Consider the following 25,401-nt stretch of genomic DNA (forward strand, 5'->3'; position numbering starts at 1 on the left):
TCAGGTCGGGCTGCTTCCGACCGTTCTGCGGGCTGTCAGCCCATGTGCGGGTAGCGGTGGTCCGTCGGCGGAACGAACGTCTCCTTGATCGTGCGGGCGTTCACCCACCGGATCAGGTTGAAGATCGAGCCGGCCTTGTCGTTGGTGCCCGACGCCCGGGCCCCCGCCGAACGGCTGCTGCCCCACGACCGCGCCCGTCGGCTTGTCGTTGACGTAGAAGTTGCCCGCGGCGAACCGCAGCCGCTCCGACGCCGAGGAGATCGCGTAGCGGTCCTGCGCGATGATCGAACCGGTCAGCGCGTACGGCGAGGCCGACTCCATCTGGTCGAGCACCGTGTCGTAGCGCGAGTCGTCGTAGACGTGCACGCCGAGGATCGGCCCGAAGTACTCCTTGACGAAGATCTCGTCGGTCGGGTCGTCCGACACCACGATGGTCGGCTTCACGAAGTAGCCGACGCTGTCGTCGTAGGAGCCGGTCAGCAGGTCGAGCGAGCCGTGCGAGGAGGCCCTGTCGATCGCCGCCTTGTGCTTGGCGAAGGCCCTGTCGTCGATGACCGCGCCCATGAAGGTCGACAGGTCGGCGGCCACGTCGCCGATGGTCAGCGACTCGGCCGTGGCGACCACGTCGTCCCTGATGAGCGACCAGATCGAGCGCGGGATGTAGGCGCGCGAGGCCGCCGAGCACTTCTGCCCCTGGTACTCGAAGGCGCCGCGGATCAGCGCGGTCGAGAGCACCGCGGGGTCGGCCGACGGGTGGGCCAGGATGAAGTCCTTGCCGCCCGTCTCGCCGACCAGGCGCGGGTAGCCGTGGTAGCGGGAGATGTTGGCGCCGACCGTGGCCCACAGGTGCTGGAAGGTAGCAGTGGAGCCGGTGAAGTGGATGCCGGCGAGCGCGGGGTGCGACAGCGCCACCTCCGACACGCCCTGGCCGTTGCCGGTGACCAGGTTGATGACGCCAGGCGGCAGGCCCGCCGCCTCCAGCAGCCGCATCGTGAAGTGCGCGGCGAACTGCTGGGTGGGCGACGGCTTCCACACCACGACGTTGCCCATGAGGGCGGCCGAGGTGGGCAGGTTGCCGGCGATGGCGGTGAAGTTGAACGGCGTGATCGCCAGCACGAAGCCCTCGAGCGGGCGGTACTCCATGCGGTTCCACACCCCGGGCGAGGACACCGGCTGGTCGGAGTAGAGCTGGCGGGCGTAGGCGACGTTGAAGCGCAGGAAGTCGATCAGCTCGCAGGCCGCGTCGATCTCGGCCTGCTGCGCCGACTTGGACTGCCCGAGCATCGTGGCCGCGTTCAGCGTGGCCCGCCAGGGTCCGGCCAGCAGGTCGGCGGCCTTGAGGAAGATCGCCGCCCGCTCGTCGAAGGAGAGCGCGCGCCACATGGGCGCCGCCTCCAGCGCGGAGGAGATCGCGTCCTGCACGTCCTGAGCCGTAGCGTCGTTGGTACGGCCCAGGACGGAGGCCTTGTTGTGCGGCTGCACGACGTTGATCGCCGCGCCGCCGCCCATCTTCTCCACGCCGCCGATCGTCATGGTCAGGTCGATGGAGGACCCGGCCAGCTCCTTGATCCGGTTCTCCAGCGTGGCGCGCTCAGCGCTGCCGGGCGCGTAGCCGTACACCGGCTCGTTGGCCGGGGTCGGGACGTTGCTGATCGCATCCATGATCACTTACCCCCAAGGGCACGAAGGAAGAAGGCGACGTTGGCGGGGCGCTCGGCCAGGCGTCGCATGAAGTAGCCGTACCAGTCGTCGCCGTAGGGCACGTAGACGCGGACCGTGTGACCGGCGCCCGCGAGGGCTTCCTGCTTGTCGGTCCTGATGCCGTAGAGCATCTGGTACTCGTAGTCGCCGATCGAGCGAGAGAATCGGTCGGCGAGAAGTTCGGTGATCGCGATGAGGCGGTCGTCGTGCGTGGCCACCATGGGGTAACCCTTCCCCGCCATGAGGATCCTCAGGCATCGCACGTAGGCCCTGTCGACCTCGGCCTTGGACTGGTGGGCCACCGAGGCCGGCTCGCGGTAGGCGCCCTTGACCAGGCGCACCCTGCTGCCGGAGGTGGACAGGTCCCTGCAGTCGGCCTCGCTGCGGAACAGGTAGGACTGGATCGCGACGCCGGTGGAGGGGAAGTCCTCGCGCAGCGAGCACAGGATCCCGAGCGTGGAGTCGACCGTGGTGTGGTCCTCCATGTCGAGGGTGACCGTGGAGCCGTTGAGCGCGGCGGCCCTCGCAGATCTCGCGGGCGTGGTCGAGCGCCATCGAGTCGCTCAGCTCCTGCCCGACCGCCGACAGCTTCACCGACACCTCGGCGCGCGTGCCGAGGCTCAGCGAGCGCAGCTCCTCCAGCAGGGTGATGTAGGCCTTCGCGGTCGCGGCGGCGGCGCCCGCGTCGCGCGTCTCCTCGCCCAGATGGTCGATGGTGACGGTCAGGCCGCCGTCGACCAGCCGCTGGACGGCCGCGCCTGCCTCGGAGACGGTCTCGCCGGCGACGAACCGGTCGACGACCTTTCTGGTGAGCGGCAGCCCGGACACCGAGCGGCGCACGAGCCTGCTCCGTGATCCGGCGAGGAGAAGTTGACCCAGCATGCTTACAGGCTAAAACCCCTGCTCAGGCTGGACCCATTGACGTCCGTAACGCGCGATGTGGCAGGCTGTCATACACATGCACAAGACCGATGACCTACAGGACATCGTCGACGAGACCGCCCGCCTGCTCGGGGTCTCCGCGACGCTGGAGGACCGCTCCTTCCGGCTGCTCGCCTACGGCGCGCAGCACGGCGACATCGACACGGTCCGCCAGGAGTCCATCCTGCGCAGGCGCGCCAGCAGCGAGGTACGCGACTACTTCGAGCGCTTCGGCATCGCCAGGGCGGAGGGCCCGGTCCACATCCCGGCCAGCGAGACGCTCATGGCCAGGGTATGCGTGCCGCTCAGGCACACCGGGGTGACCTACGGCTACCTGTGGCTGCTGGGCGAACTGGCCGACGCCGCGCTCGAACGCATCCGCCCGTTGATCGCCAGGGCCGCCTCGCTGCTGGCCCAGGAGGCGCGCAGCCGCCACGACCTGGGCAGGGAGCTGGCCGTGCTGTTGTCGGCCGACCCCGAGGAGCGGGCGGGAGCGGCGCTCGACCTCACGGGGCCCGTGACGGCGATAGCCGTACGGGAGTCGGCCGAGCGGGTGGCCGCGCTCTGGACACTGCCGCGCGGGGTGCTGGCCCGCGCGGGCCAGCCCGTCGCGGTGCTGGCCCCCGCGCACCTGGCCGGCGAGATCGCCGGCCAGCTCCAGACCACGTACGGCACCGCGGCCGGCCTCGGCGCCCCCAGGCAGGAGCCCGCCGACGCCTGGCAGAGCTGGCGCGAGGCGCGGCACGCGCTGAGGATCGCCGAGCACTTCCCCCGCTTCCACCCGGTCGCCAGATGGGCCGAGCTCGGCGTGCACCGGCTGCTGGCCAGGCTCGGCACGGCCGACCTGCGCGAGCTGGCCGAGGAGACGGCGCCGCTCGACGGCGAGCTGGCGCACACGGTGGAGACCTACCTCGACCTCGGGGGTCACGCCCAGAAGGCGGCGGCGGAGCTGGGCATCCACCGCCAGACCCTCTACTACCGCCTCGGCAAGGCCGAGCGCCTGACCGGCCTCGACCTGTCCGACGGCGACGACAGGCTCGCCGCCCACCTCGGGCTCAAGGCGGTCAGGTTGCTCCCGTGAAGCGGTAGACCTTCACCCAGTCGACGTACATCGACACGGTGTCGGGCGTGGAGGAGTTCCTGCACGGCGACCACTCGTTGCAGACGACGTCGTTCTGCAGCGCCAGGCCCATCCTGCGGCCGTCGGGCACGTGCGGGCCCCTGTAGTCCCACACCTTCTCCCCGTCGAGCCAGAACGTCAGCCGTCCGGGCAGCCAGTCGACGGCCACCGTGTGCCACTGGGTGAAGTCGGCGCGCAGCTGCTTCTGCGCCCGCTGCCTGCCCGCGTGGACGAAGATGCCGCCGCCCTGGCGTTTCGGGTCGATGATCTCGGCGAAGTCGATCTCGGCGTACTCGCCGTCGCTCTGCCGGTCGGGCCACAGCAGCGCCACCGGCGTGTAGCCGGCGCCGCGCTCGGCCTTGAACCTGACCTCCCAGCGGCCGTACTCCTGCGACGTGCGGGTGGCGATGCCGCCGGACAGGTCCTTGCCGCCGTAGAAGCCGCCCTTCAGCCTGAGCACGCCCCCGGAGACCGAGGTGGCCTTGCGCGTGCGGGGGTTCGTCTCGGCGCCGGGGGAGTCGTAGACCATCCACCTGCTGGTGCTGAGCGAGTCGAAGCTCTCGGTGAAGACCGGTTGGAAGGGCCCTGACGGGGCGGGGGTCACGAGGAGCGATGCCGCCACGAGATAACCAGGAATCGACATGGGTCTCAGGAAAGCACAGATTTCGCTTTGGTAACGGCCCTTTGGACCCTCTCGCGGTGTTCTTCGCTCTTGTGCCCGTCGTACTTGAACTTCCCGCGCACCTCGTCGACCGCGAGCCGCAGGCCCCTGATGCCCGACAGCAGCCTGGGCATCTGCGAGGGGTCGCCCTGGGTGGGCTCGAGGTCGGCCAGCTGGCGTCTCAGCACGTCCAGCTTGCCCTCGTCGTCGGTGACGATCTCCGCCGTGCAGATCAGCTGCACGGCGGAGTAGTAGGTCGTCGGCACCCCCAGCGCCGGATCCGTGCCCGGCTCGGCTCGCCACTCGCCCCTGATGTAGGTCCACGGCCCCGTGACCGACAGCACGACTCTCGGGTTCTCTTCGATGGCCTTCCAGACCGGGTTGGGTCTGGCCAGGTGCAGAAGTACCGTGCTGTCGTCGGCGAGGAGGAACTGGGTGGGAACCACCACCGGCACGTCCCTGTCGCGGCCTGCCGCGATCAGGGTGCCGAACTGGTGGTCACGAACGAAGGCGAGGGAGTCCTCGTGCGAGCCTGCATCCCAGGGGTGGATAAGCATGCACTAGACCTTATAGAGATTCGTAAACCCTCAGCAACTCCTGGCTGACGCGCTCCCACGAGTAGCGGGACCTGGCCCTGTCGGCGCCCGCGTAGCCGATGGCGGTGCGCCTGGTCGGGTCGGCGAGCAGTTCGCGGACGAGCCTGGCGGTCTGGGCGGGACGGTCCGGCGGGACCAGCAGCCCGGTCACGCCGTCGACCACCGAGTCGAGGTGCGCGCCGACGGCCGAGGCGATGACCGGCACGCCGCAGGCCATGGCCTCCAGCGCGACCGTGCCGGCGGGGGCCTCGCGCGGCAGTGACATCACCAGGTCGGCGCTGCGCATGAGCTTGGCCACCGACGCCTTCGGCACCTGGCCGAGCACGGTGATCCGGTCGGCCACCCCCGCCTGCTCGGCGAGGTTCAGCAGGCGCCTGGCGTCGCGGTCGTCGGACAGCCCGTCGGCGGGCGGCCCTCCGGCCACGACCAGTTCGGCGTCGGGGACGGCCGCGAGGGCGCGGACCACCGTGGGCGCGCCCCTGTCGACGGAGAGCGGGCCGACGTGCAGCAGCCGCTTGCGGGTGCCGCGCGCGGCCGCCGCGCCCTGACGGCGGAAGCGCTCGACGTCCACCCCGTACGGCACGACCGCGATGTGGTTGCGCGGCACGCCCATCCTGATCAGCTCGGACTCCTCGTCGCCGCACCCCGCGACGACGGCGTCGGCCCTGCGGCCGAGCACCTGCTCCAGCTTGAGCGTCTTGGCCGACTGGACCGTGCCGAAGCTGTGGTGGAAGGTCTGGATGACCGGCACGCCCAGACCCTTGGCGCCGGCCACGGCCGCGAGGCCGCCGGTCCACGAGTGGGCGTGGATGACATCGGGTCTGTCCTGCTGCCAGCGGCTCATGAGATAGGCGCCGACGTCGGGCAGGAACGGCGCGACCTGGTCCGCAGAGAGGTCTTCAGCGGGGCCTGCGTCTATGGTCTCGACGGTGACGCCCTGGCTCAGCTTGGTCCTGGCCTTCAGGTCGGCGCCGTCGCGGCGGCTGTAGATGGTGACTCGGTGCTCGCGGCCCAGCTCACGGGCGACGGCGAGGATATGAGTGCGGCGCTTGTCGGAAGCGACGATAGCAATATGCATGGCACACCCCTGGGAGGGAAAACATCCTTCAGGTGTGCCTGCGTCTTAGGCACTCGAACTACCCCATAGGAATACCCCAGAGCCGCGAGAAAGTAAACCTCGCGCGCTCAGGCAACCTTCAGGGCGAGCACCACGATCTCGTCCCAGATCCGTCCCCCGGCAAAGCCGTGCCTGTCCTCCTCGATGGTCTTGACGACCGTCGCGGGCGTCTGTTCGACGCTGCGCGCCAGCACGTCGGCCAGCCGTTCCTCCCCGTAGGGCTCGCCGTGCTCGCCCCGTGAGGAGATGAGCCCCTCCGAGTAGAAGACCAGTGTCTGGCCGGGTGCCAGCTCGATCTCCTCCACCGCGGTCTCCGCCCCGTCCGCGATGCCCAGCGGCACTCCGCCTCCGGAGGCGAAGCGCACGCTCCCGTCCTGCTGCACGAGCGCGGCCGGATGGTGTCCTGCCGAGCTCAAGCGGATGCGCCTGCCCCTCACGTACCCGGCGACGGCCATCACGAACATGCCCGAGCGCTGCGCGACCAGAGCCTCGTTGACCTTGCGCATCGCCTGGTCGGGATCGTCCTCCCAGACGCTCAGCACGCGCAGACCTCCGCGCACCATGGCGCTCACCGAGGCCGCCTCCTCGCCCGAGCCGACGGCGCCGCCCAGAGAGAACCCCCATCCGCCCTTCACGGGGAAGACGTCGTAGAACTCCGCGCCCACCGAGGCGCCCTGGTGGTAGATCGCCGCGGCCTCGAAGCCAGGGATGTTGGGCAGGGCGCGCGGCACCACGCTGGCCGTCAGCGCCTCCGCCGCCTGCGAGCGGTCATGGAAGCGGTCCTGTGCCGACAGCGCCAGCCCGAGGTGCGCCCCGATCTCCTGGAGCAGCCCCAGATCGGCCAGCGTGTACGGCGGGCGGTCGTGTGAGCGCACCAGCGTCAGCGCCCCCCTGATCGACCCCTCGGCCCCGATGGGCACGCACACCAGCGACCCGGCGCCCATCGCGGTCAGCAGCGGCCCCTCGAGGGAGGAGCCGAGCAGCGACTCGTCCTCGACCATCTCGTGCACGACGCCCGAGCCCTGGTCGAGCACCTGCGCGACCACGGGGCCCGCGGCGGGATCGGCCCGCTCCACCAGCCTGACCAGCTCGCCGATCGGCTGGTCCTTGGGCCCCACCACCACCGACCTGCGCGGCAGCCCGTCGCGCACCACGTCGCCGATCACCCAGTCGGCCCACTCGCCGGCCAGCAGCCTGGCCGTCCTGGGCAGCGCCACGGGTCTGCGCAGGCTCTCCTCGTCGAGCAGCAGCGCAGCCATGCGCGACAGCAGCTCCTGCCGCTTGGCCGCCATCATCAGCAGCGACGCGTCGGACAGCTCGGGACGGCTGGAGCCGGGCTCGGGCAGCTGCACCTGCATCGGCAGCACCACCGCGGCCACCATGTGCTGGGCCTCGCCCGGCATCGTCAGCCTGGTCAGCGACAGCTGCGCCACGTGCGTGCGGCCCTGGTGGGTCAGCCTGGTCTCGAAGGCGGCGTTCTGCCCGGTCTGCAGCACCCGGGTCAGGTGCGAACGGAAGGCGGCCCGCCTCGGCACGTCCACCAGCAGCGGGAACGAACGCCCGACCAGGAAGCCGTCGGGGCTGCCCAGCAGCCTGGAGGTCTCGCTGTTGATCCGCCTGATGACGCCGCCGCCGTCGAGCACGATCACGGGGACGGGGAACATCCTGAACACCTGGCGCAGCAGCTTCAGCTCGCGCTGGGAGCCGCCGCCCTGCTTGCCGCCCTGGCGGCGCTGCCCCCTGCTCAGCTCGGCCTTGGCGGCGGCCAGCAGGTCGATGGCGGTGTCGAGCTCGGCCAGCGCGGCGTCGAGTGTCTGCGCCAGCTCACCGGGGTAGGCGGTTCTGGCGGCGCGCAGAGATGACACGCGCTCGATCAGGTCGTCGAGGGCGTGTTCGAGCGCGGTCAGGCCGATGGGTTCGGTCACCTGTTTAATCTAGGCTCATCGGGAAGGGATTCGCCATGGCTAGAATGATCACCTCTGTGTTGGCGCGAGATCTTGCGACGCTCGGGCGGGTGGGTGAGGACACTTCGAGTGAAAGCGTACTTCGGGGCCTCACAACCACCCTGGCCAGGGGCGTTCCTGGCTGCTCCGGCGGCTCGGCCGAGCTGTGGCGCGACGACAGAGTACTGGTGTCCGGCTCGCACAGCGAGCTGATCATGCTGGTCGAGGGTGAGCGCGAGATCGGCGAGGGCCCCTCCATCGAGGCGCGCAACACGCGGCAGCGCGTCGTGATCGGAGACGTGCTGCGCGACCGGCGCTGGGCCCGCTACTCCGGCCTGGCGACCAGGTGGGGTGTGCGCTCGGTGCTCCTGCTGCCGATAGAGGTCGCCCCTGTGCTGCTGGTGGTCGGCCTGTACGGCGTGCGCCCTGGAGCCTTCACCGCCCAGGCGGCCGCACCGCTGGCGGAGATGCTGAGCGAGCAGGTCGGGGTGGCCATGGCCAACATGTGGGACTTCGACGAGGTCCGCACCGACGCCGCCCAGATGCAGGAGGCGCTCGCCGGCAGGGCGATCATCGACCAGGCCAAGGGCATCATCATGAAGTCGAGCGGATGCAGCTCGGAGGCGGCCTTCGAGGAGCTGCGCCGTGTCTCCCAGCACCACCAGGTCAAGGTCGCCGACCTCGCCCGTCTGCTCGTCGAGGAGCACCAGCGCAAGCAGCGCTGAGGGCCTGCTTCAGCCCAGCGCGGCCTTGGCCTCGTCGAGGGTCTCGTAGAGCGGCAGACGCTGCGCGAGCCCCGTGATCCACATGACCTTGGAGGGGGAGTAGCGCACCCCCACGAGCGCGAATCTGGCGCCGGCCGACGTGCTGGTCTGCCAGTGGTGCACGATCAGGCCCAGCGCTCTGGAGTCCATGAACGTCACGGCCGACAGGTCGAGGACCAGGTCGGGCCCGTGCGAGGCCACGACCTCCGAGAGGAAGTCGGCGAACTGCTCCCTCGTTGTCGCGTCGAGAATCCCGTCCACCTCGACCACCGCGAGCCCACCCGCGGTCGACGACGTCAGGTTCAGGGCGGCCACCGGCCACTCACCGTTCTCCGACACCGTCACGAACGCCTCCCATTGATCCAACCCCGGCAGAGCAACCTTACTGTCAGAAGACAGGGGTTGAATACTCCACCCTAATGTGGGAAAAATAGAAGCGAAGTCCAGCAGAGGGCTTCTGAGCGACCTCGATAGAGGCGCGCCTCTGCCTGGGCTTTTTCGCTGTGCAGGGGCGGCCGGCGACATATATAGGAGCACCCAGCGATGGCTGTTCAGCAACTCGCCCTCGAAGAGATGACCGCCGAAGAGCTTCTGGCCGAGATGGTCAGCGAACAGACTCCTGACTCCGTCAAGGAACGACTGCGCGAGCGCGTGGTCGAGATGCACAGGCCGCTGGCCACCGAGATCGCAAGGCGCTACCGCTACCGAGGCGAGCCGATGGAGGACCTGCTCCAGGCCGCCTACGTCGGGCTCATGAAGGCCATCAACGGCTTCGACGCCAGCCTCGGTCACGCCTTCAGGGGCTACGCCGTCGTCACGATGACCGGCGAGGTGAAGCGGCACTTCAGGGACCGCACCTGGGCGATCAGGGTGCCGAGGCTCTACCAGGAGCGTCGCTCCGAGCTCAACCGCCTGGTCTCCGACCTCAGCCAGGACCTCGGCCGCTCGCCGACCGTGGCCGAGCTGGCGGCGAAGATGAACATATCGGAGGAGGACGTGCTGCTCACGCTCGACGCGTCCGCCGCCTACAGCACGCTCTCGCTCGACGCGCCGCTCGGCGCCGACGACGACGCCGCCTCACTCGGGGACGTCATCCCCGAGGACGACGACACGCTCAACAACCTGGTCGACCAGCAGGCCGTCAAGCCCCTCATCGACGCCCTGCCCACGAGGGAGAAGAACATCCTGTTGCTGCGCTTCTTCGGCAACATGACGCAGGCCGAGATCGCCGCCGAGTTCGGCATCTCGCAGATGCACGTCTCCCGTATCCTTCGCAAGGTCCTCGACCAGCTCAGGACCGAGCTGATCTCGGAACGCTAGGCGGTTTCACAGGTGAACGAGGACGCAGGGCCTCCGGTCAAGGAACTGGCCTTCCGCCTCCCCGATCTTCCTGAGGTCCGTCACTTCGCGGCGATCCACGCGCGTGACGCGGGCCTGACCGAGGAGAGCGTCGGCGATCTGCTGATCGCCGTCAACGAGGTGGCCACCAACGCGGTGACCCACGGAACCTCGGGCAAGGCCCGCCTGCGCGTGTGGAACGAGCCGGGCGACCTCGTCGTGGAGATCCACGACGAGGGACGATGGAACGTGGTGGGGCGCCCGGGCAGCGCGGCGCCCACCCCGTACGCCACCCACGGCATGGGGCTGTGGGTGGCGCGCAAGCTGACCAACGGCATCACCTTCCGCACCGGCCACGAAGGCAGCACGGTGACGATGAGGTTCGCGCGCAGACGCCCTCGATGACGGCGCTTCTGCCCCTCTGAACCGCTTTTGGATACCCCGCCTGGGACCCGCTCCCGGCTACCCTGGGCCCCGCTCCCGCCCACGCCGCCTGAGGCTTCCCGGCTACCCCGTCTCGGGACCTGCTCCCGGCTACGCCGTCTGGACTCCGGGCTACCCCGTCTCGGGACCTGCTCCCGGCTACGCCGTCTGGACTCCGGGCTACCCCGTCTCGGGACCTGCTCCCGGCTACGCCGTCTGGACTCCGGGGCTACGCCGTCTTGGGATCCGCTTTCGGTCTTGGGATCCGCTTTCGGCTACCTCGTCTTGGGGCCTGCTTGCGGGTGCGCCCTCCTGCCACTTCCGGGTGCGCCGTCCTGGATTCCGCTCCCGCCTGGCCGTCCCACCCGCGACCTGTCACGTCGTCAGGGACCGCGGACACGAGGACCCCATGGTGTCACCCATGGGGGAGGACCGGCCAGGCGTCTCACTGGACCCCGGCAGACAGCCGAGCCGGGCGGGCGTACAGCAGGCCGGGCGCGCTCCTCGCGCGCGAAGGGGCGCCCCCGCTCGGGGGCGCCCCTTCCACGTTGACGCGCTAGCGGCGCGTACGGCGCCAGCCGCCGCCTCTGTAGCTGCTGACGCTGGCAGTGCCGATTCCCGCCTGATGAAGGGCGAGCAGGCACAGGCCGAGCAGCGCGAAGGCCATACCGCTGATCCCCGCGATCCTCGTGTTGAGCAGATCGAGCAGGAAGCCCAGCCCGAAAATGATCGCGGCCACGATGGCGAGCATGTCAGATCACCTCTCTCCCGAACCGAGCGTGAGCAGCCGTTCGAGCATCTCGCGGTATTCGCGCAGGGCCAGGCGCAGCTGCTCGGTCTCGCCCTCACCTGCGTTCTTCCATCTGTCGCGCATCTCCGTCGTGCGGGCGGTCAGGGTGGAGACCAGCTCCTCCACCAGGAGGTCGGCTCGCTCGACCGACTCTCGAGGGTCGTCGACGAACGAGGCCTGCAGTTCGCGCCAGCGGGTGCGGACCTGCTCCGGGTCCTGGTCGAGCAGGTGCCCCGAGCGGACGGGCGCGCGCTGCCCTTCAGGCTGCTCCCCGGCCGGCGTCGCCGTCCCGGCGGGCTCGGTCGTGGACGGGGTGGCGGGCTCGATGGTGGCATCGGCGGCGGACCCTGTCGTGGATCCCGCCTCGGGCCCCGCCATGGGCTGAGTGCCGGCGTCGGTGGTCCCCGCGACCAGGACGTCACCCGTCCTGTCGTAGGGGTCCCTGTAGCGAGGGTCCGGCGTCTGGTCGTCCTGGCTCAGGTCGTCCCTGGCCACGTCGTCCCTGGTCACGTCGTCCCTGGTCAGGTCGTTCTGGGCCAGGTCGTTCCGGGCGGGGGCGTCCCTCAGCCGGTCGTCCTGGATCCGGTCGTCCCTGGTCTGGCCCTCCCAGGTCTGGCCGTGCGCGGACCTGGTGTCGGCCGTCGCCTGGAAGTCACGATCGGCCGGGTCGTCCACGGCGTCGGGGTCGTCCCGCCTATCGTCGACGCGCTGTTGTGGCACCTGGAGCTCATCCTCTATGTGCCGGCGCTCATCCATATCGTCACCGTCCTCCGGGTTCGTGACGGGTGTGGTGGGGGGAATCGTTCTGCAGCAACTCTTCGAACAGCGCGCGGTAGTGCACCATCGCCTGGCGGAGCTCCTCGGTGGAGGCCTCCTTCCTGGCGGCGCGCCCGCTGATCTCGTGAGCCTGCCGGTAGCGGTCGAGCGTGGCGCTGTGGCCCACCGACAGGGTGGAGACCTTCTCCTCGAAGTCATTGGTCGGATAGCCGCGGTCGCTCATGACCGAGGTCACCAGCTGGTCGGCCTCCGTCACCGCGAAACCCGGCGCGTCGACGAAGCGCTCCTGCACTTCGAGCCAGCGCTTGGCGTAGTTGTCCCTGGCGTCGGAGTCGAGGGGGCGGATGTCGAGCTCGGCGAAGCGCTGCTCGCGGGCCAGCATCTCCTGTTCGGCCTCACGCCTGCTCTCGTGTTCGGAGACCATGCGTTCGTACTCTGGGCCGAATCGGTCGCGGAGGCGAGCCCGGCGTTGCTGTTGCAGGACGACGTAGCCGATCGCGGCGATGGCTGCCACCACCACCACGACGACGGCCACCCAGATCAGAGTTTCCGTGGTCATCAGACGCCTCCGGGTCTGTCGTGATGGACCGTGATTGGCCATGCGACTGCCCCGCAGACAAGTGTCGAAACGCCGCGATCAGCCTGGTTCGACGGCCTTCAAGGCGCTTTCCAACATCCGGGCGACATGTGAGCCCGATGGGGAGGCAGGGATCTCCGTGAATCCGTTCGCGGGGTCGTAGGCCACGTCGAGACCCTGTTCGGCCAGCCTGCGCGCCCACCGCACGGCGGTGTTGAGCCGCTCGGGAGCCACCCGCCCGCCCTGCGCGGCGACGGAGAGATTGCGCAGGTTCGTCGCGGGCCCCGACTGGGCATGCGCGCGGCTGAGAGTCCACGGCAGCGCCGCGCCGTGGTCCATCTGCGGCTTGGCCAGGCCCGCGGCCCGCTTGGCCTGCAGGACCCCCGACTCGCTGACGCCGAAGTGCGCCGCCAGCGCCTGCACGCTCATCCCCGCCTCGACCAGCCGGGCCAGCTCGGCTCTGTCGATCGTCGGCCTTCGACCCACCACGCCCTCCACGCTCGCTGTGCCGTCCATTCTCACAGGTCGATGTGGTGGCGGTACATCCACGCGAGGGACTCGTCGCCCGCCGACCTTCTGAGGAAGACGGGGAGCATCAGATCCCTGAGGACCCTGGCGACGGGTCCCGCCGCCTTGCGGTCGCTGATCTTCCTCGACCAGGCCACCACCCGCTCGACGCGGGCGCGCCGCCGGCGCTCGTAGCTCTCGAAGGCAGCGGTGTGGCCGGGCTCCGCGCGCAGGCAGGCGGCCAGCACTATCGCGTCCTCGATCGCCATCGAGGCGCCCTGTCCCGAGCTGGGTGAGGTGGCGTGCGCGGCGTCGCCGGTGAGCAGCACCCTGCCACGGTGCCAGGTCGGCACAGGGGGCAGGTCGTGGATCGGCAGGCCGGGATCCACGCTGCCGCGGCGGACGAGGTCGGCGAAGCGGTCGTCGTCGCCCGCGAGCGCCTCGGCGAGCGCGGCCCGCCAGTCGGCGGGCTCGTCGCCGAGCCGGCGCGGCAGGTTGGCGAACCACCAGGTCTTGCCCGAGGCGGCCACGGTGTAGCCGAAGAAGGCCTTCCTGCCGAAGACCATGTTGTAGACGCCCGGCTCGCCGGTGACGCCGGCGTCCTCGACGATGCCGCCGAGGTTGTACAGGCCGCTGTAGCGGGGCGCGGGCGCGGCCTGGTCGAGGAGGGTACGGGTGCGCGAGTGCAGGCCGTCGGCGGCGACGATGATGTCGCCGGTGGCCTCGGCGCCGTTCTCGAAGCGGGCGGTGACGCCCTTCTCGCTCTCCTCGTAGGAGACCAGGCGCCTGCCGTACGTGATCGGTATCCCCCGGCCGAGGGCCTCGTCGCGCACGACGCGGTAGAGGTCGGAGCGCTGGATGGTGTGGCTGACGGTGCCGTCGTCCAGGGCCAGGCCGTTGGCGACCTCGCCGAGCCGCCTGCCCGTGCCGCTCCACATGACCATGCGAGGCGTGGGGATCCCCGCCGCCATGACCGCCTTGTGGGCGTCGAGGGTACGCAGGGCGTCCAGGCCGTTGGAGGCGACGTTCAGGAACGAGCCGACGTCGTCGGCGGTCTGGTCGTAGGCCTCGAAGATCTCCGCGTCGATGCCCACCTGCCGGAGCGCCATCGCCGTTGCCGGACCGCCGATGCCGCAGCCGATGATCAGAGCCTTCATCGTGATATCCTCTCCATATTATTTAGTTCGGCCGAACGAAATATATGCGGGAGAGGGCAGGGCGTGTCAACGGATATTTCGGATAACCGAAAGAAACTTCTCGAGTCGCTCTTCCTGGCAGGGCGGGAGAACAGCAACGCCGCGGTCATGTTCCACACCGCCGTGGGGGCGCGCATGGGGCTTGGCATGACGGAGGAGAAGGCGCTCGACCTGCTCCAGCGGCACGGGCCGCTGACCGCGGGAGAGCTGTGTGAGTACACGGGACTCGCGCCCGCCTCCGTCAGCGGGCTGATCGACCGGCTGGAGGCCAAGGGGCTGGTGCGCCGCATCCGCGACGCCCGCGACCGGCGGAAGGTCATCGTGGAGGTGGACCACGAGAAGCTCGCCGGATTCGGCGAGCTCTTCGACGAGCTGGTGGCGGGGCTGACCGAGCTCTACCTCGGTTACAGCGACGAGCAGCTGGAGCTGATCCTCGACTTCCTGACCCGCGCCACGGCCGTCCAGCGCGCCGCCACATCGAGCCTCGACGCCGCTCTCTGAGAGTTCGTTGACAAATTATTTTTTCGGTGGGAGGCTCGGGGCACCGACCTTGAGGAGCGCATCGTGAACTTCACCGCCGAACTCATCGGAACAGGCAGGACCACGACCGGCCTTCAGGTGCCGGAGGAGGTCGTCAAAGGTCTGGGTGGCGACGGTCGTCCCAAGGTCACCGTCACGCTCAACGGGTTCGTCTTCCGCTCCTCGATCGCCAGGATGGGCGGGGACTACTGGCTGGGTGTCAGCGCGGAACGGCGTGAGGCGGCGGGCGTCGCCGCCGGCGACGTCCTCGACGTCCAGGTCGAGCTGGACGTCGAGGAGCGCACGGTCGACGTCCCCGCCGACCTCGCCGGGGAGCTGGAGGCCGACGCCGGGGCCAAGGCGTTCTGGGACACGCTCTCCTACAGCAGGCGCCGCTGGTTCGTGCTCTCGGTCGAGGGCGCGAAGCAGCCCGAGACCCGCCGCCGCAGGGTCGCCAGGGCGATGGAGCTGCTGGGGCAGCGCCGTAGCGGCTGAGCCCTTATCCGCCGGTCAGAGGGAAGCCCGCCGCGTGGAGAGCGTCGGCCAGCAGTCCCACCTGCTCGAGCCCTGACGAGGTGGGATAGAGCACCACGTCGGTGACTCCCGCGGCCCGCAGGGCCGTCAGCTCGGCCCGCAGGTGCTCGCTGGTGGTCAGCGTGTCGGCGCGGACCATGGAGAAGAAGGCGTCCCCGTAGTAGTGACGGAGGTACTCGTCGGCGACGGGGTCCGCGCCGTGACCGAGGCCGAAGTACCGCCCGGTCATGACACGCGGACGCCCAGGCCGTCCGGCCCCTTCCCAGACGCCGCGTACGGCGGCCGCCCCCTCCTGGAGCACGGAGAGCCCGAACAGCGGGGCCACCCAGCCCTCACCGTGCGTGGCCGCCCGGGCGAAGGCCGCCGGCACCAGCCCGCCGAACAGGAGCGCGGGCCGTCCTTCGGGAAGCTCGGGCATCGGACCGCCCTGGCCGCCCAGCTTGCCCGCCCACACCTGCGCCAGCGTCTCCAGCGTCGAAGCCCACAGCGCCGCCCCGCCCTTCTGCGAGACCTGGCCGGCGGCGAAGTCCTCCGGCCACCCGCCGAGCCCGAGCCCCGCGGTGAGGCGTCCGCCCGAGATCCGCTCCACCGAGGCCAGCTGCTTGGCCAGCAGGACCGGGTTGTTGCGCCAGCCGACGTTGAGCACCGTGGTGACCAGCTCGACCCGCGAGGTACGGGCAGCGGCGGCGGCCAGCGCCGTCAACGGTTCCAGATTGTCGTAGACGAGCCTGTCGATCACGCCGACGGCGTCGAAACCGGCGCGTTCACTGTCGGCCGCCCACTGTCCCAGCGTGGTCATGTCGGTACCGGGCACCGCGGCGGGCAGGCCCACGCCGATCCTCATGCGGTCTGTCGTGCCGCGCTCCCCGAACCCCGATCTGCCAGACTCGGAGGCGCCGGCCCTCATGTCGTCCCTGTCAGTCATGCGGCCGAACGTACGCACCATAACCCCTGCGGCTCTTGTACGAATCAGCCGCGCCCGCAGCGGCGGGTGGCGGCACGATCCCGAGGAGAGGCCTCATGTCGTTCACCGACGAGGAGATCGCCTACCTGCGGTCCCAGCCGCTCGCGCGCCTGGCGACCTGTTCCGCCGACGGGCAGCCCGACGTGGTCCCGACCGCGTTCGAGTTCGACGGCGCCCACTTCTGGATCGGCGGAGGTCCGACCGTCGTGGCCACCCGCAAGTTCCGCAACGTCGAGGCGGGCGGCCACCAGGTCGCCCTGGTCATCGACGACCTGGTCTCCCTCGACCCCTTCGTCGCGCGGGGCATCAGGATCTACGGCCATGCCGAGCAGCCGTTCGAACGGGTGGGAATGGTTGGGCCCGGCATCTTCATCCGCATCACCCCGACCGTCTCGTGGAGCTGGAACCTGGAGGGCGAGCCCGTCGGCGACACCTGGTACGAGTCGCGCAAGACCGTCCACAAGAGCGTCTAGGCGGCCTCGGCGGCCCTGGAACGCCCTGCCGATGTGCGCGGAGGCGTTGTCCGGCACGACACGCGCGCCATGACCGGTTCGCACTCCAGCAGGTTGACGACGTGCGGCGCACTCAGGCCGGCACCATCGGCCCCGGCCCGGCAGCCGAAGGCGCTCCAAGCGCCGCCGTCCGGTACGCGGCAGAGCACGCTGCCGCGGCTCGACCTGCTGCTCGGTGTCAACTCCGCCGTCGTCGGCAGCGACCACCCCAATGGGGAGTGGACCTCAGCGGGACCGTCAGCGTGAGACAAGGAAGTGGACCTCGCGGGGCCTGACCTCCAGGTCGCTCAGGCCGTCGGGGGTCGCGTCCATCTCGCGGGCGAGTTCGGCCGTCGCCAAGAAGGCCTCCTCGGACTCGAACGCGCCCGTGGTGACGACGGCGTCGCCGTCCGGGGTGACCCAGACCCCGACGGACTCGAAGCCAGGCTGCCGTCGCATCGCCTCGGCGACCTGGTGGCACTCGGCGAGGAACGCGTCGACGTGCTCGGGGGCGGGGTAGTGGAAGGCGACGAAACCGAAGGACATGATGGGTCCCCTCTCGGGTTATACGATACCGTACAACGTGAGGCTAGACCTGTTATACGGCGTCGTACAACACGGGACAGAGTGAGGTGGGCCACAGATGGGCGCGTTGCGCACACGCCGGGAGCAGTGGATCGAGGAGGGGCTGCGGGCGCTGGCCGCAGGCGGTGTGGACGCGGTGCGGGTCGAGGCGCTCGCCAAGGCGCTGGGGGTGACCAAGGGAGGCTTCTACGGCTACTTCGCCGACCGTGACGCACTGCTGACCCAGATGCTGGACACCTGGGAGCGCGAGAGCATCGACGACGTGATCGAGCGAGTCGAGCGGGAGGGCGGCAACCCCCGCGACAAGGTCCGCCTGGCCGGGCAGCTCACCTTCTCCAGCGACCGCCTGCTGCCCATCGACCTGGCCATCCGCGAATGGGCCCGCCGCGACCGCACCGTCGCTGACCGCCTGCGCCGCGTGGACAACAAGCGCATGCAGTTGGCGCGCGACGCGATCAGCACCTTCTGCGCCGACCCCGACGAGGTCGAGGCGCGCGCCCTGCTCGCCTTCTGCACGGCCATCGGCAGCCACTTCCTCGCCGCCGACCACCCCGGCCACACCCGCGCTCCGGTCATCGCCCGCGCCGCCGACATCATCCTCGACGTCCCGCACGGCCACCCTGGTGCGGAATCCCTCACCGGTTCCCAGGCCCCGGGCCCTGGCCACGCCGGCAACGCCGCGGGCTCATGACGCGCCAGCCAGGCCGAGGCGGTGCGGCGCGCTTCTGATCCCTAGAAGGCGCCCATGAGGAGGTTCGCCGCCGACACCAGCGCTGAACCGGCCATCGCCACGATCAGGACCGCGCAGACGATCTTCACCCAAGGTCGCATGCCTTCATTCTGCTGCGCGACCCCGTCAGGAACCAAGTCGGCCCTGGACCGGCCCAAGCGCTCGACCCCATGACCGACTGAAGCATTCTTCGACCCCCGGACAAGCCTCTTCCGGCCACACCGGGCCGGTCGACCTCCTGATCCAATCTACTAGAGTGCTTAGTGAGTAAATAGCCGTCGCAGGGGGAGTGATGAGGGGATCGCGTGCCGCGCCGCGGGTGTCGCGCTGCGTCCTGCTCGTCCTGCTCGCCGTCGGCGTCTGCGGCATGCACACTCTCGGTCACCTGGGCCACCGGAGCGCCGCTTCGACGGGCGCGGCCGGGATGCACGCCATGGCGCACGGGCCGGCGGAGCCCGAAGGGGGAGAGGCGGGGGCGGCTCCCATGGGCGCTCCGATGCCCGGTCTCGATCCCACGTCCATCTGCGTGGCCGTCCTCACCTCGCTTCTGATCCTCCTCCTCGTCGCGCGGCGGGCCCGGGCGCGGCGGACGGCCGGGGCCGCGGCCCGCCCGGCCTGGCCGGGGCGTGGAGTCGCCAGGCCGCCGCCCGAGCCCACGGCCGTCCGGCTGGCGCGTCTCTCGGTGCTGCGCCTGTAGGCCGATCCCGTCCGTGGGTGGCTCCAGAGTCGTCCCGCACGGTGAATCGGCAGGTCAACCCATCGAGAGAGTCACAGTCATGCACACCAACCCAACGATCATCCGCAGGTTCTCGCTCGGCGTCGTGGCAGGCGTAGGGGCGCTCGCCCTTCTCACCGCCTGTGGTGGCGACGGCGGGACGATGGCGGGGCACGATCGGATGTCCGGCTCCGCCGCTCCCGCCACCACTCCGGCGGGGACGCCGTCCTTCAACGCCGCGGACGTGATGTTCGCGCAGATGATGATCCCGCACCACGAACAGGCCGTGGAGATGGCCGAGCTGGCCGGGCCGCGCGCGGCCGACGTCGAGATCAAGGAGCTCGCCGCCAAGATCAAGGCCGCTCAGGACCCGGAGATCCAGACCATGAAGGGCTGGCTCACCGCCTGGGGCGCGTCCGCGCCCACCGGCGGGATGCATCACGACATGCCCGGCATCATGTCCGAGCAGGACATGAAGCAGCTCAAGGCGGCCAAGGGCGCGGCCTTCGACCGGCGCTTCGCCGAGCTGATGATCGCCCACCACAGAGGCGCGATCGAGATGGCCCGCACCGAGCGGGCGCAGGGCGCCGATCCGGGCGCGAAGGAGCTGGCCAGGCTGATCGAGAGCGCCCAGCAGGCCGAGATCGCGCAGATGGAGAGGATCCTCGACCGGCTCTGAACGGGAGGACCTGGCGCCCGGGTCGTCAGGGCCCGGGCGCGCTGCTCCACTATTCTGAATAGTCGGAGCAGTCGCGGTGGACGCTAGACGACGGAGCCGTAGACGGGCTTGCCCGCCCACTCGTAGGTGAGGTACGCGACGCCGGCGTCGGTGGCGGTCGCGCCGGTGAGCTTCAGCCCCGCAGGGGTGGCCCCCTCGGCGAACAGCCGCTTGCCCTGGCCGAGGACGACGGGGAAGACCAGCAGGCGGTACTCGTCGACCAGCTCGGCCTCCTGCAGCGAGCGAATGAGGTCGCCGCTGCCCTGGACGAGGATCTCGCCGTCGGTGCTCCGCTTGAGCTCGGCGACCGTCTGGGCGGCCTCGCCCACCAGGACCTGCGTGTTGCGCCACTCGGCGTTCATCGGCTTCCTGGTGGCGACGTACTTCGCCATGCTGTTGATCTTGGCGCCGCCCTCCTCGTCGGGCACGTGGGGCCAGTGGGAGGCGAGGATGTCATACGACCTGCGGCCCAGCAGCAGGCCGTCCGCGCGCTCGAACTGCTCGCCCATGATGCGGCCGAACCCCTCGTCCACGTGCGGGGGCAGCCATCCGCCGTGCGGGAAGCCGTTGGAGTCGTCCTCGCCCGGCCCGCCGGGGCCCTGCATGACGCCGTCCAACGACACGAAGGTCGAAACCACCAGCCTGCTCGCCATCTTGTTGTCCTTCTCGCGCTATGGGTGGAGCGGATCCGTGGGACCCCGCCGTTGCTGTGCCTTCAGCCTGGCAGAGCCCGCTTAAGGATTCCTTACGCCATCCCTTCAGCCTGGTGAAGCCCGCTTAAGGGTTCTCACGGCCGCCCCCGCGGCCCTGACGGCCGCGTGCCTCCTGCCGCACCGGGCGGGACGGAGGCGAGCGCTCACCCCAGGACGCGGTCGATGAACGCCGTGACCTCGCCCAGCACCTCGTCCCTGTTGGTCTCGTTGAAGACCTCGTGCCGCGCCCCGTGATAGATCACCTCGGTGAGGTTCTCGCCCCTGATCATCTCGATGCCCGTACGGCTGGCCGACAGCGGCACGAGCTGGTCGTCGGCGCCGTGGATCCACAGGGTCGGCAGCCGCCCGAGGTCACCGCCCTTGGCGATCGTCTCCAAGGCCCTGGAGAACGCCTCCAGCGTCGGCCGCTTGAACGGGCCGTGCCAGACCAGCGGGTCCTCGGCGTACGCCGCCCCCACGGAGGGGTCACGCGACAGCGTGGCGGGGTCGATGGGGATGTCGGGGATCTCCTCCAGCGCGAGCAGCGCGGGGATCACCTCCCACTCGCCGATCACCGGCCCCGACAGGACCAGGGCGGCCAGCCCGCTGCCGTGGCGCTGGGCGTGGCGGGTGGCGATCAGGCCGCCCATGGAGTGGCCGATGACCACGACGGGCACTCCCGGGTGCTCGGCCCTGGCGTGCTCCTCCACCGTGCGGACGTCGGTGACGACGTCCTCGAAGTCCTCGATCAGGACGCGCTCGCCGTCCGACCTGCCGTGCCCGAGGTGGTCGGGGCCGTAGACCGCGGCGCCGTGCCGTACCAGGACGTCGGCCACGTGCTCGTAGCGGCCGATGTGCTCGCCGTATCCGTGGACCAGCACCACCAGACAGCGCGGCCGCTCGTGTGGCCAGACCCGGGTGGTGATCGTGCCCCGGGTGCCGGTGAAGGAGAGTTCCGTCATGCCCGGAGCGTACGATCTCTCACGGTGTTCGGCAATCCCGAACACGGCTATCGTTGCCCGAGTGGGAGAGACGATTCAATCTGTCGAGAGGGCCGCGGCGATCCTGAGGCTGCTCGCCTCCGGCTCGCGGCAGCTGGGCGTGGCCGAGCTGGCCAGGGCCATGGGCCTGCCCAAGGGAACGCTGCACGGCATCCTGCGCACGCTGGTCCACGTGGGCTTCGTGGAGCAGGACGGCGTGACGGGCAAGTACCGGCTCGGCGCCACACTGCTGCACCTGGGCAGCAGCTACCTCGACGTCAACGAGCTGCGCGCCCGCTCGCTGAACTGGGCCGACGGCCTGGCCGGCCGCAGCAGGGAGAGCGTCTGGATCGGCACCTTCCACGAGGGCCAGGTCCTGGTGATCCATCACGTCTTCAGGCCCGACGACAGCATGCAGGTCCTGCAGGTCGGCGCCCACCTGCCGGCCCACGCCACGGCGCTGGGCAAGGTCCTGCTCGCCTTCGACCCCTATGGCGAGGCCCCCCTCCCGCTCGCCGCCTGCACCAAGAAGACGATCCTCGCAAGGGAGGCGCTCCACCAGGAGCTCGACCTGGCCAGAGCCAGGGGATGGGCCGCCGACATGGAGGAGTTCGAGGAGGGCGAGGTGTCCGTCGCCGCCCCGATCAAGGACGGCAGGGGCGTGGCCGTGGGCGCGATCGGCATCAGGGGGGCGGTCGAGCGCCTGGCGGCCGACGGGCGGCTGGACATGGACGTCGTCTCCTACGTCCGCGACGCCGCCAGGGCCATCAGCAGGGACCTGGCGCGATGAGGCGCGCCACCCCTGTTGACACCAGTCGGCGACCGAATACCATTCCCTTCAGCGTTCGGCATTGTCGAACACTTTGAGAGACATGCGAGGAACCCCGTGCCTCGACAGCACTATGTCGCAGCCATCGACCAGGGCACCACGTCCAGCCGATGCATCGTGTTCGACCAGGGCGGCAACATCATCTCCGTCGCCCAACGCGAGCATCGGCAGATCTTCCCCCGCCCCGGCTGGGTGGAGCACGACGCCGCCGAGATCTGGGAGGCGGTGCGGGCCGTACTGGACGACGCGGTGGGCGGGCTCGACATCGCCGCGCTCGGCATCACCAACCAGCGTGAGACCACCGTCGTCTGGGACCGGCTCACCGGCGAGCCGGTGAGCCCCGCGATCGTCTGGCAGGACACCAGGACCGATGGCCTGATCCGCTCGCTCGCAGGCTCCGAGGAGCTGTTCCGCGAACGGGCGGGGCTACCGCTGACCACCTACTTCTCAGGCCCCAAGCTGCGCTGGCTGCTGGAGGAGACGCCAGGGCTGCGCGGGCGGGCCGAGCGCGGCGAGGTCCTGTTCGGCACCGTCGACAGCTGGCTGATCTGGAAGCTCACCGGCAGGCACGTCACGGACGTGACCAACGCCAGCCGTACGCTCATGATGAACATCCACACGCTGGCCTGGGACGACGACCTTCTGGCCGTGCTGGACGTGCCGCGGGCGATGCTGCCGGAGATCCGTCCCTCGGTGGAGGTCTACGGCCACCACAGGGGCATCCCCGTGGCCTCCGCCCTCGGCGACCAGCAGGCCGCGCTGTTCGGCCAGACCTGCTTCGCGCCGGGTGAGACCAAGAGCACGTACGGCTCGGGCAGCTTCCTGCTGATGAACACCGGCCACGAGCCGGTCACCTCCAAGCACGGGCTGCTCACCACGGTCGGCTACCAGATCGGCGACGCGCCCGCCACGTACGCGCTGGAGGGCGCGATCGCGGTGACAGGGTCGCTGGTGCAGTGGCTGCGCGACAACCTCGGCCTGATCTCCAGCGCCGCCGAGATCGAGACCCTGGCCAAGACCGTGGACGACAACGGCGGCTGCTACTTCGTGCCCGCCTTCTCCGGCCTGTTCGCCCCGCACTGGCGCTCGGACGCCCGCGGCGTGATCGCCGGGCTGACGGCGTTCGTGACCAAGGGGCACATCGCGCGGGCGGTGCTGGAGGCGACCGCCTTCCAGACCAGGGAGGTGGTCGACGCGATGGACGCCGACGCGGGCCTCGCGCTGACCTCTCTGCGGGTCGACGGCGGCATGACGGCCGACAACCTGCTCATGCAGACCCTGGCCGACGTGCTGGCGGTGCCGGTGATCCGCCCGGTGGTCGCCGAGACGACGGCGCTGGGCGCCGCCTACGCGGCAGGTCTGGCCACGGGTTACTGGCCCGACCTCGACAGTCTGCGCGCCAACTGGCACAGGGCCGCCGAGTGGCGCCCCGTGGCGGGCGGCCCCTCGAGGGAGCGCGACTACCACTACTGGAAGAAGGCCGTGGCCCGCACGCTCGACTGGGTCGAGCAGTGACCGGCCCCCCGCCTGCCCCGCGTTCCCCGAAGGAGACACGTCCATGACCATCGCCACGCGCGGCACCAGAGCCGAGACCCGCGCGGAACTGTCCAGGACCACCTATGACCTGCTGGTCATCGGCGGCGGCATCCTGGGCACCTCCGTGACCTGGATGGCCGCCCAGGCGGGGCTGCGGGTGGCGATGGTGGACGCGGGCGACTTCGCCGGCGCCACCTCCAGCGCCTCCTCCAAGCTGGTTCACGGCGGACTGCGCTACCTGCAGACCGGCAACCTCAAACTCGTCGCCGAGAACCATCGCGAGCGCAGGGCGCTGGCCGCAGACGTGGCTCCGCACCTGGTCACGCCGCTCAGCTTCGTGGTCCCGATCTACAGGGGCGGCCCGCACGGGGCGGCCAAGCTGGGCGCGGGCGTGTTCCTGTACTCGGCGCTGTCTGCCTTCGGCGACGGCCTCGGCAGGGTCGTCACCCCGCAGCAGGCCCTGGCCAGGGTTCCCGCGCTGCGCGCGGAGGGGCTGCGTGCCGCCGCCGTCTACGGCGACCACCAGATGAACGACAGCCGCGTCGCGGTGATGACCGTGCGGGCGGCCGTCGAGGCGGGCGCGGTCGTGCTCAACCACGCCGAGGTGGTCGGCCTGCGTACGGCCCGCGGCACCGTCTCGGGCGCCGAACTGCGCGACCGCCTCGACGGCGGCGAGTTCGGCGTCGACGCCCACCTGGTGCTGAACGCGACGGGGCCGTGGGTGGACCACCTGCGCAGGATGGAGGACCCGGCGGCCGCGCCGAGCATCCGGCTGTCCAAGGGCGCCCATCTGGTCATGCGCCGCCACGAGCCGTGGAAGGCGGCGCTGACCACGCCGATCGACAAGTACCGGGTCTCGTTCGCCATCCCATGGGAGGACCACCTGCTGCTGGGCACCACCGACGAGGAGTACGAAGGCGACCCCGCCGGCGTGCGGGCCACCGACACCGACATCGCGCAGATCCTCTCCGAGGCGGGGCACGCCGTACAGGACTCACAGCTGCGGCGGGAGGACATCACCTACGCCTTCGCCGGGCTGCGGGTGCTGCCTGGCGGGCCCGGCCGGGTGGCCGCCGCCAAGCGGGAGACCGTCGTCACCCGCGGCAGGCGCGGCATGCTCTCGGTGGCGGGCGGCAAATGGACCACCTACCGCCACATCGGCAGGCTCGTCCTCGACATCCTCGCCCATCTGCCCGGCCGCCCCCTCGGCGACGACCTCGCCGCCATCCTGCCCGCCATGCCGCTGCCCGGCCTGGCCAGCCCCGACGCGGTGGCCATGCGCCTGTTCACCGAGCGGGAGCCGGGCGCGAGGATGGACCCGCTGGTGGCCCGCCACCTGGCCGCCCACTACGGCTCGATCGCCTTCGACGTGGCCAGGCTCATCCGCGAGGACCCGAGCCTGGGCGAGCGCATCCACCCGGACGGCCCCGACATCTGGGCCCAGGCGGTCTACGCCCGCGAGCACGAGTGGGCCGCCACCGTCGACGACGTCGTACGGCGCCGCACCACGCTCACCATCCGTGGCCTGGACACCGCCGACGTCCGCGCCCGCGTCGCGGGGCTGCTGACGAAGTAGGCGCGCGAGCCGGCCTCCCAGGAAGTGAGGCGTTGTCATTTACGTCACTCTCGGCTAGAACCAGATTTTAGAACTTGCTTCTAGCTTTGTCCGATGGCGCA

27 protein-coding genes and 2 pseudogenes are annotated in these 25,401 nt (G+C 70.3%); 13 read left to right on the forward strand and 16 right to left on the reverse strand.

What is annotated here, in order from left to right; all coding sequences use genetic code 11:
* Positions 1-35 precede the first annotated feature (35 nt).
* Positions 36-1,662: pseudogene (gene pruA, locus FHR33_RS40795) on the reverse strand (L-glutamate gamma-semialdehyde dehydrogenase).
* Positions 1,663-1,664: 2 nt separating this feature from the next.
* Positions 1,665-2,583, reverse strand: a pseudogene (locus tag FHR33_RS40800) (proline dehydrogenase family protein).
* 76 nt (positions 2,584-2,659) lie between these two features.
* Between FHR33_RS40800 and FHR33_RS40805 the strand changes: the two are divergent.
* A complete protein-coding gene (locus FHR33_RS40805) occupies positions 2,660-3,703 on the forward strand; it encodes a PucR family transcriptional regulator (protein ID WP_183659431.1) in 1,044 nt (347 codons plus the stop codon).
* On the opposite strand, the gene FHR33_RS40810 is transcribed toward FHR33_RS40805, so the two are convergent.
* The 4 genes from FHR33_RS40810 to FHR33_RS40825 all read right to left on the reverse strand — a co-directional run bounded on the left by FHR33_RS40810 (position 3,687) and on the right by FHR33_RS40825 (position 8,041).
* Positions 3,687-4,385, reverse strand: a complete 699-nt coding sequence (locus FHR33_RS40810; protein WP_183659433.1) for a glycoside hydrolase family 16 protein — start codon at positions 4,383-4,385, stop codon at positions 3,687-3,689. The two genes, FHR33_RS40805 and FHR33_RS40810, sit on opposite strands and share 17 nt — an antisense overlap.
* Positions 4,386-4,390: 5 nt before the next feature.
* Positions 4,391-4,960: an FMN-binding negative transcriptional regulator gene (locus FHR33_RS40815; protein ID WP_183659435.1), complete on the reverse strand. Its 570-nt coding sequence runs from the start codon at positions 4,958-4,960 to the stop codon at positions 4,391-4,393.
* A gap of 10 nt (positions 4,961-4,970) precedes the next feature.
* Positions 4,971-6,077, reverse strand: a complete 1,107-nt coding sequence (locus FHR33_RS40820; protein ID WP_183659437.1) for a glycosyltransferase — start codon at positions 6,075-6,077, stop codon at positions 4,971-4,973.
* A gap of 107 nt (positions 6,078-6,184) precedes the next feature.
* Positions 6,185-8,041: a SpoIIE family protein phosphatase gene (locus tag FHR33_RS40825; RefSeq protein ID WP_312895964.1), complete on the reverse strand. Its 1,857-nt coding sequence runs from the start codon at positions 8,039-8,041 to the stop codon at positions 6,185-6,187.
* 44 nt (positions 8,042-8,085) lie between these two features.
* Between FHR33_RS40825 and FHR33_RS40830 the strand changes: the two genes are divergently transcribed.
* Positions 8,086-8,784 (forward strand): GAF and ANTAR domain-containing protein, encoded by a 699-nt coding sequence (locus FHR33_RS40830; RefSeq protein ID WP_246453577.1) that lies wholly within the window; start codon positions 8,086-8,088, stop codon positions 8,782-8,784.
* A gap of 9 nt (positions 8,785-8,793) precedes the next feature.
* Here the strand turns inward: FHR33_RS40830 and FHR33_RS51100 are convergent, their stop codons facing one another.
* Positions 8,794-9,168 (reverse strand): STAS domain-containing protein, encoded by a 375-nt coding sequence (locus tag FHR33_RS51100; RefSeq protein WP_312895965.1) that lies wholly within the window; start codon positions 9,166-9,168, stop codon positions 8,794-8,796.
* Positions 9,169-9,366: 198 nt separating this feature from the next.
* On the opposite strand from FHR33_RS51100, the gene FHR33_RS40840 reads away from it, so the two are divergent.
* Together FHR33_RS40840 and FHR33_RS40845 are read left to right on the forward strand one after the other, a co-directional pair.
* Entirely contained in the window at positions 9,367-10,143 is a 777-nt protein-coding gene (locus FHR33_RS40840) for a SigB/SigF/SigG family RNA polymerase sigma factor (RefSeq protein ID WP_183659443.1), read from the forward strand.
* A 12-nt stretch (positions 10,144-10,155) separates the two neighbouring features.
* Complete coding sequence (locus tag FHR33_RS40845) at positions 10,156-10,566, forward strand: ATP-binding protein (protein ID WP_183659445.1); 411 nt, start codon at positions 10,156-10,158, stop codon at positions 10,564-10,566.
* Between the two features lie 574 nt (positions 10,567-11,140).
* Here FHR33_RS40845 and FHR33_RS40850 read toward each other — a convergent pair.
* From FHR33_RS40850 to FHR33_RS40870, 5 genes are all read right to left on the reverse strand, one after another.
* Positions 11,141-11,335, reverse strand: a complete 195-nt coding sequence (locus tag FHR33_RS40850) for a hypothetical protein (RefSeq protein WP_183659447.1) — start codon at positions 11,333-11,335, stop codon at positions 11,141-11,143.
* Between the two features lie 6 nt (positions 11,336-11,341).
* Positions 11,342-12,094, reverse strand: a complete 753-nt coding sequence (locus FHR33_RS40855; protein ID WP_183659449.1) for a hypothetical protein — start codon at positions 12,092-12,094, stop codon at positions 11,342-11,344.
* Positions 12,095-12,134: 40 nt separating this feature from the next.
* Positions 12,135-12,710 (reverse strand): hypothetical protein, encoded by a 576-nt coding sequence (locus tag FHR33_RS40860; RefSeq protein ID WP_183659451.1) that lies wholly within the window; start codon positions 12,708-12,710, stop codon positions 12,135-12,137.
* Between the two features lie 78 nt (positions 12,711-12,788).
* Positions 12,789-13,244, reverse strand: coding sequence for a helix-turn-helix domain-containing protein (locus FHR33_RS40865; protein ID WP_221241439.1), 456 nt, complete (start codon positions 13,242-13,244; stop codon positions 12,789-12,791).
* A 2-nt stretch (positions 13,245-13,246) separates the two neighbouring features.
* Positions 13,247-14,392, reverse strand: coding sequence for an FAD-dependent oxidoreductase (locus FHR33_RS40870; protein WP_183659453.1), 1,146 nt, complete (start codon positions 14,390-14,392; stop codon positions 13,247-13,249).
* A 63-nt stretch (positions 14,393-14,455) separates the two neighbouring features.
* Here FHR33_RS40870 and FHR33_RS40875 point away from each other — a divergent pair, with 63 nt between their 5' ends.
* Positions 14,456-14,932: a MarR family winged helix-turn-helix transcriptional regulator gene (locus FHR33_RS40875; protein WP_312895966.1), complete on the forward strand. Its 477-nt coding sequence runs from the start codon at positions 14,456-14,458 to the stop codon at positions 14,930-14,932.
* Positions 14,933-14,995: 63 nt separating this feature from the next.
* On the forward strand, positions 14,996-15,445 hold the full coding sequence (locus tag FHR33_RS52980) for a YdeI/OmpD-associated family protein (protein ID WP_183659455.1): 450 nt from the start codon (positions 14,996-14,998) through the stop codon (positions 15,443-15,445).
* Positions 15,446-15,449: 4 nt separating this feature from the next.
* On the opposite strand, the gene FHR33_RS40885 is transcribed toward FHR33_RS52980, so the two are convergent.
* Positions 15,450-16,409, reverse strand: a complete 960-nt coding sequence (locus FHR33_RS40885) for an LLM class flavin-dependent oxidoreductase (protein ID WP_183659456.1) — start codon at positions 16,407-16,409, stop codon at positions 15,450-15,452.
* Positions 16,410-16,504: 95 nt separating this feature from the next.
* On the opposite strand from FHR33_RS40885, the gene FHR33_RS40890 reads away from it, so the two are divergent.
* Positions 16,505-16,921: a PPOX class F420-dependent oxidoreductase gene (locus tag FHR33_RS40890; protein WP_183659458.1), complete on the forward strand. Its 417-nt coding sequence runs from the start codon at positions 16,505-16,507 to the stop codon at positions 16,919-16,921.
* A gap of 276 nt (positions 16,922-17,197) precedes the next feature.
* Here FHR33_RS40890 and FHR33_RS40895 read toward each other — a convergent pair whose 3' ends face one another.
* A complete protein-coding gene (locus FHR33_RS40895) occupies positions 17,198-17,485 on the reverse strand; it encodes an antibiotic biosynthesis monooxygenase (protein WP_183659460.1) in 288 nt (95 codons plus the stop codon).
* A 97-nt stretch (positions 17,486-17,582) separates the two neighbouring features.
* On the opposite strand from FHR33_RS40895, the gene FHR33_RS40900 reads away from it, so the two are divergent.
* The 3 genes from FHR33_RS40900 to FHR33_RS40910 all read left to right on the forward strand — a co-directional run bounded on the left by FHR33_RS40900 (position 17,583) and on the right by FHR33_RS40910 (position 19,648).
* The gene (locus FHR33_RS40900) at positions 17,583-18,215 is read left to right on the forward strand and encodes a TetR/AcrR family transcriptional regulator (protein ID WP_183659462.1); all 633 of its coding nucleotides are present in this window, start codon (positions 17,583-17,585) and stop codon (positions 18,213-18,215) included.
* A gap of 331 nt (positions 18,216-18,546) precedes the next feature.
* A complete protein-coding gene (locus FHR33_RS40905; protein WP_183659464.1) occupies positions 18,547-18,951 on the forward strand; it encodes a DUF6153 family protein in 405 nt (134 codons plus the stop codon).
* A gap of 79 nt (positions 18,952-19,030) precedes the next feature.
* Positions 19,031-19,648, forward strand: coding sequence for a DUF305 domain-containing protein (locus tag FHR33_RS40910; RefSeq protein WP_183659466.1), 618 nt, complete (start codon positions 19,031-19,033; stop codon positions 19,646-19,648).
* Positions 19,649-19,731: 83 nt separating this feature from the next.
* Here the strand turns inward: FHR33_RS40910 and FHR33_RS40915 are convergent, their stop codons facing one another.
* Positions 19,732-20,340: a dihydrofolate reductase family protein gene (locus tag FHR33_RS40915; RefSeq protein WP_183659469.1), complete on the reverse strand. Its 609-nt coding sequence runs from the start codon at positions 20,338-20,340 to the stop codon at positions 19,732-19,734.
* Between the two features lie 203 nt (positions 20,341-20,543).
* Positions 20,544-21,341, reverse strand: a complete 798-nt coding sequence (locus FHR33_RS40920) for an alpha/beta hydrolase (protein WP_183659471.1) — start codon at positions 21,339-21,341, stop codon at positions 20,544-20,546.
* A gap of 61 nt (positions 21,342-21,402) precedes the next feature.
* On the opposite strand from FHR33_RS40920, the gene FHR33_RS40925 reads away from it, so the two are divergent.
* From FHR33_RS40925 to FHR33_RS40935, 3 genes are all read left to right on the forward strand, one after another.
* A complete protein-coding gene (locus FHR33_RS40925) occupies positions 21,403-22,149 on the forward strand; it encodes an IclR family transcriptional regulator (RefSeq protein ID WP_183659473.1) in 747 nt (248 codons plus the stop codon).
* Positions 22,150-22,245: 96 nt separating this feature from the next.
* Complete coding sequence (gene glpK, locus FHR33_RS40930) at positions 22,246-23,703, forward strand: glycerol kinase GlpK (RefSeq protein ID WP_183659475.1); 1,458 nt, start codon at positions 22,246-22,248, stop codon at positions 23,701-23,703.
* 43 nt (positions 23,704-23,746) lie between these two features.
* Positions 23,747-25,300, forward strand: coding sequence for a glycerol-3-phosphate dehydrogenase/oxidase (locus FHR33_RS40935; RefSeq protein WP_183659477.1), 1,554 nt, complete (start codon positions 23,747-23,749; stop codon positions 25,298-25,300).
* The last annotated feature ends 101 nt before the right edge of the window (positions 25,301-25,401 follow it).

The sequence above is a fragment of the Nonomuraea dietziae genome (genome assembly GCF_014195505.1).
In the GTDB taxonomy this organism is placed as follows: domain Bacteria; phylum Actinomycetota; class Actinomycetes; order Streptosporangiales; family Streptosporangiaceae; genus Nonomuraea; species Nonomuraea roseola.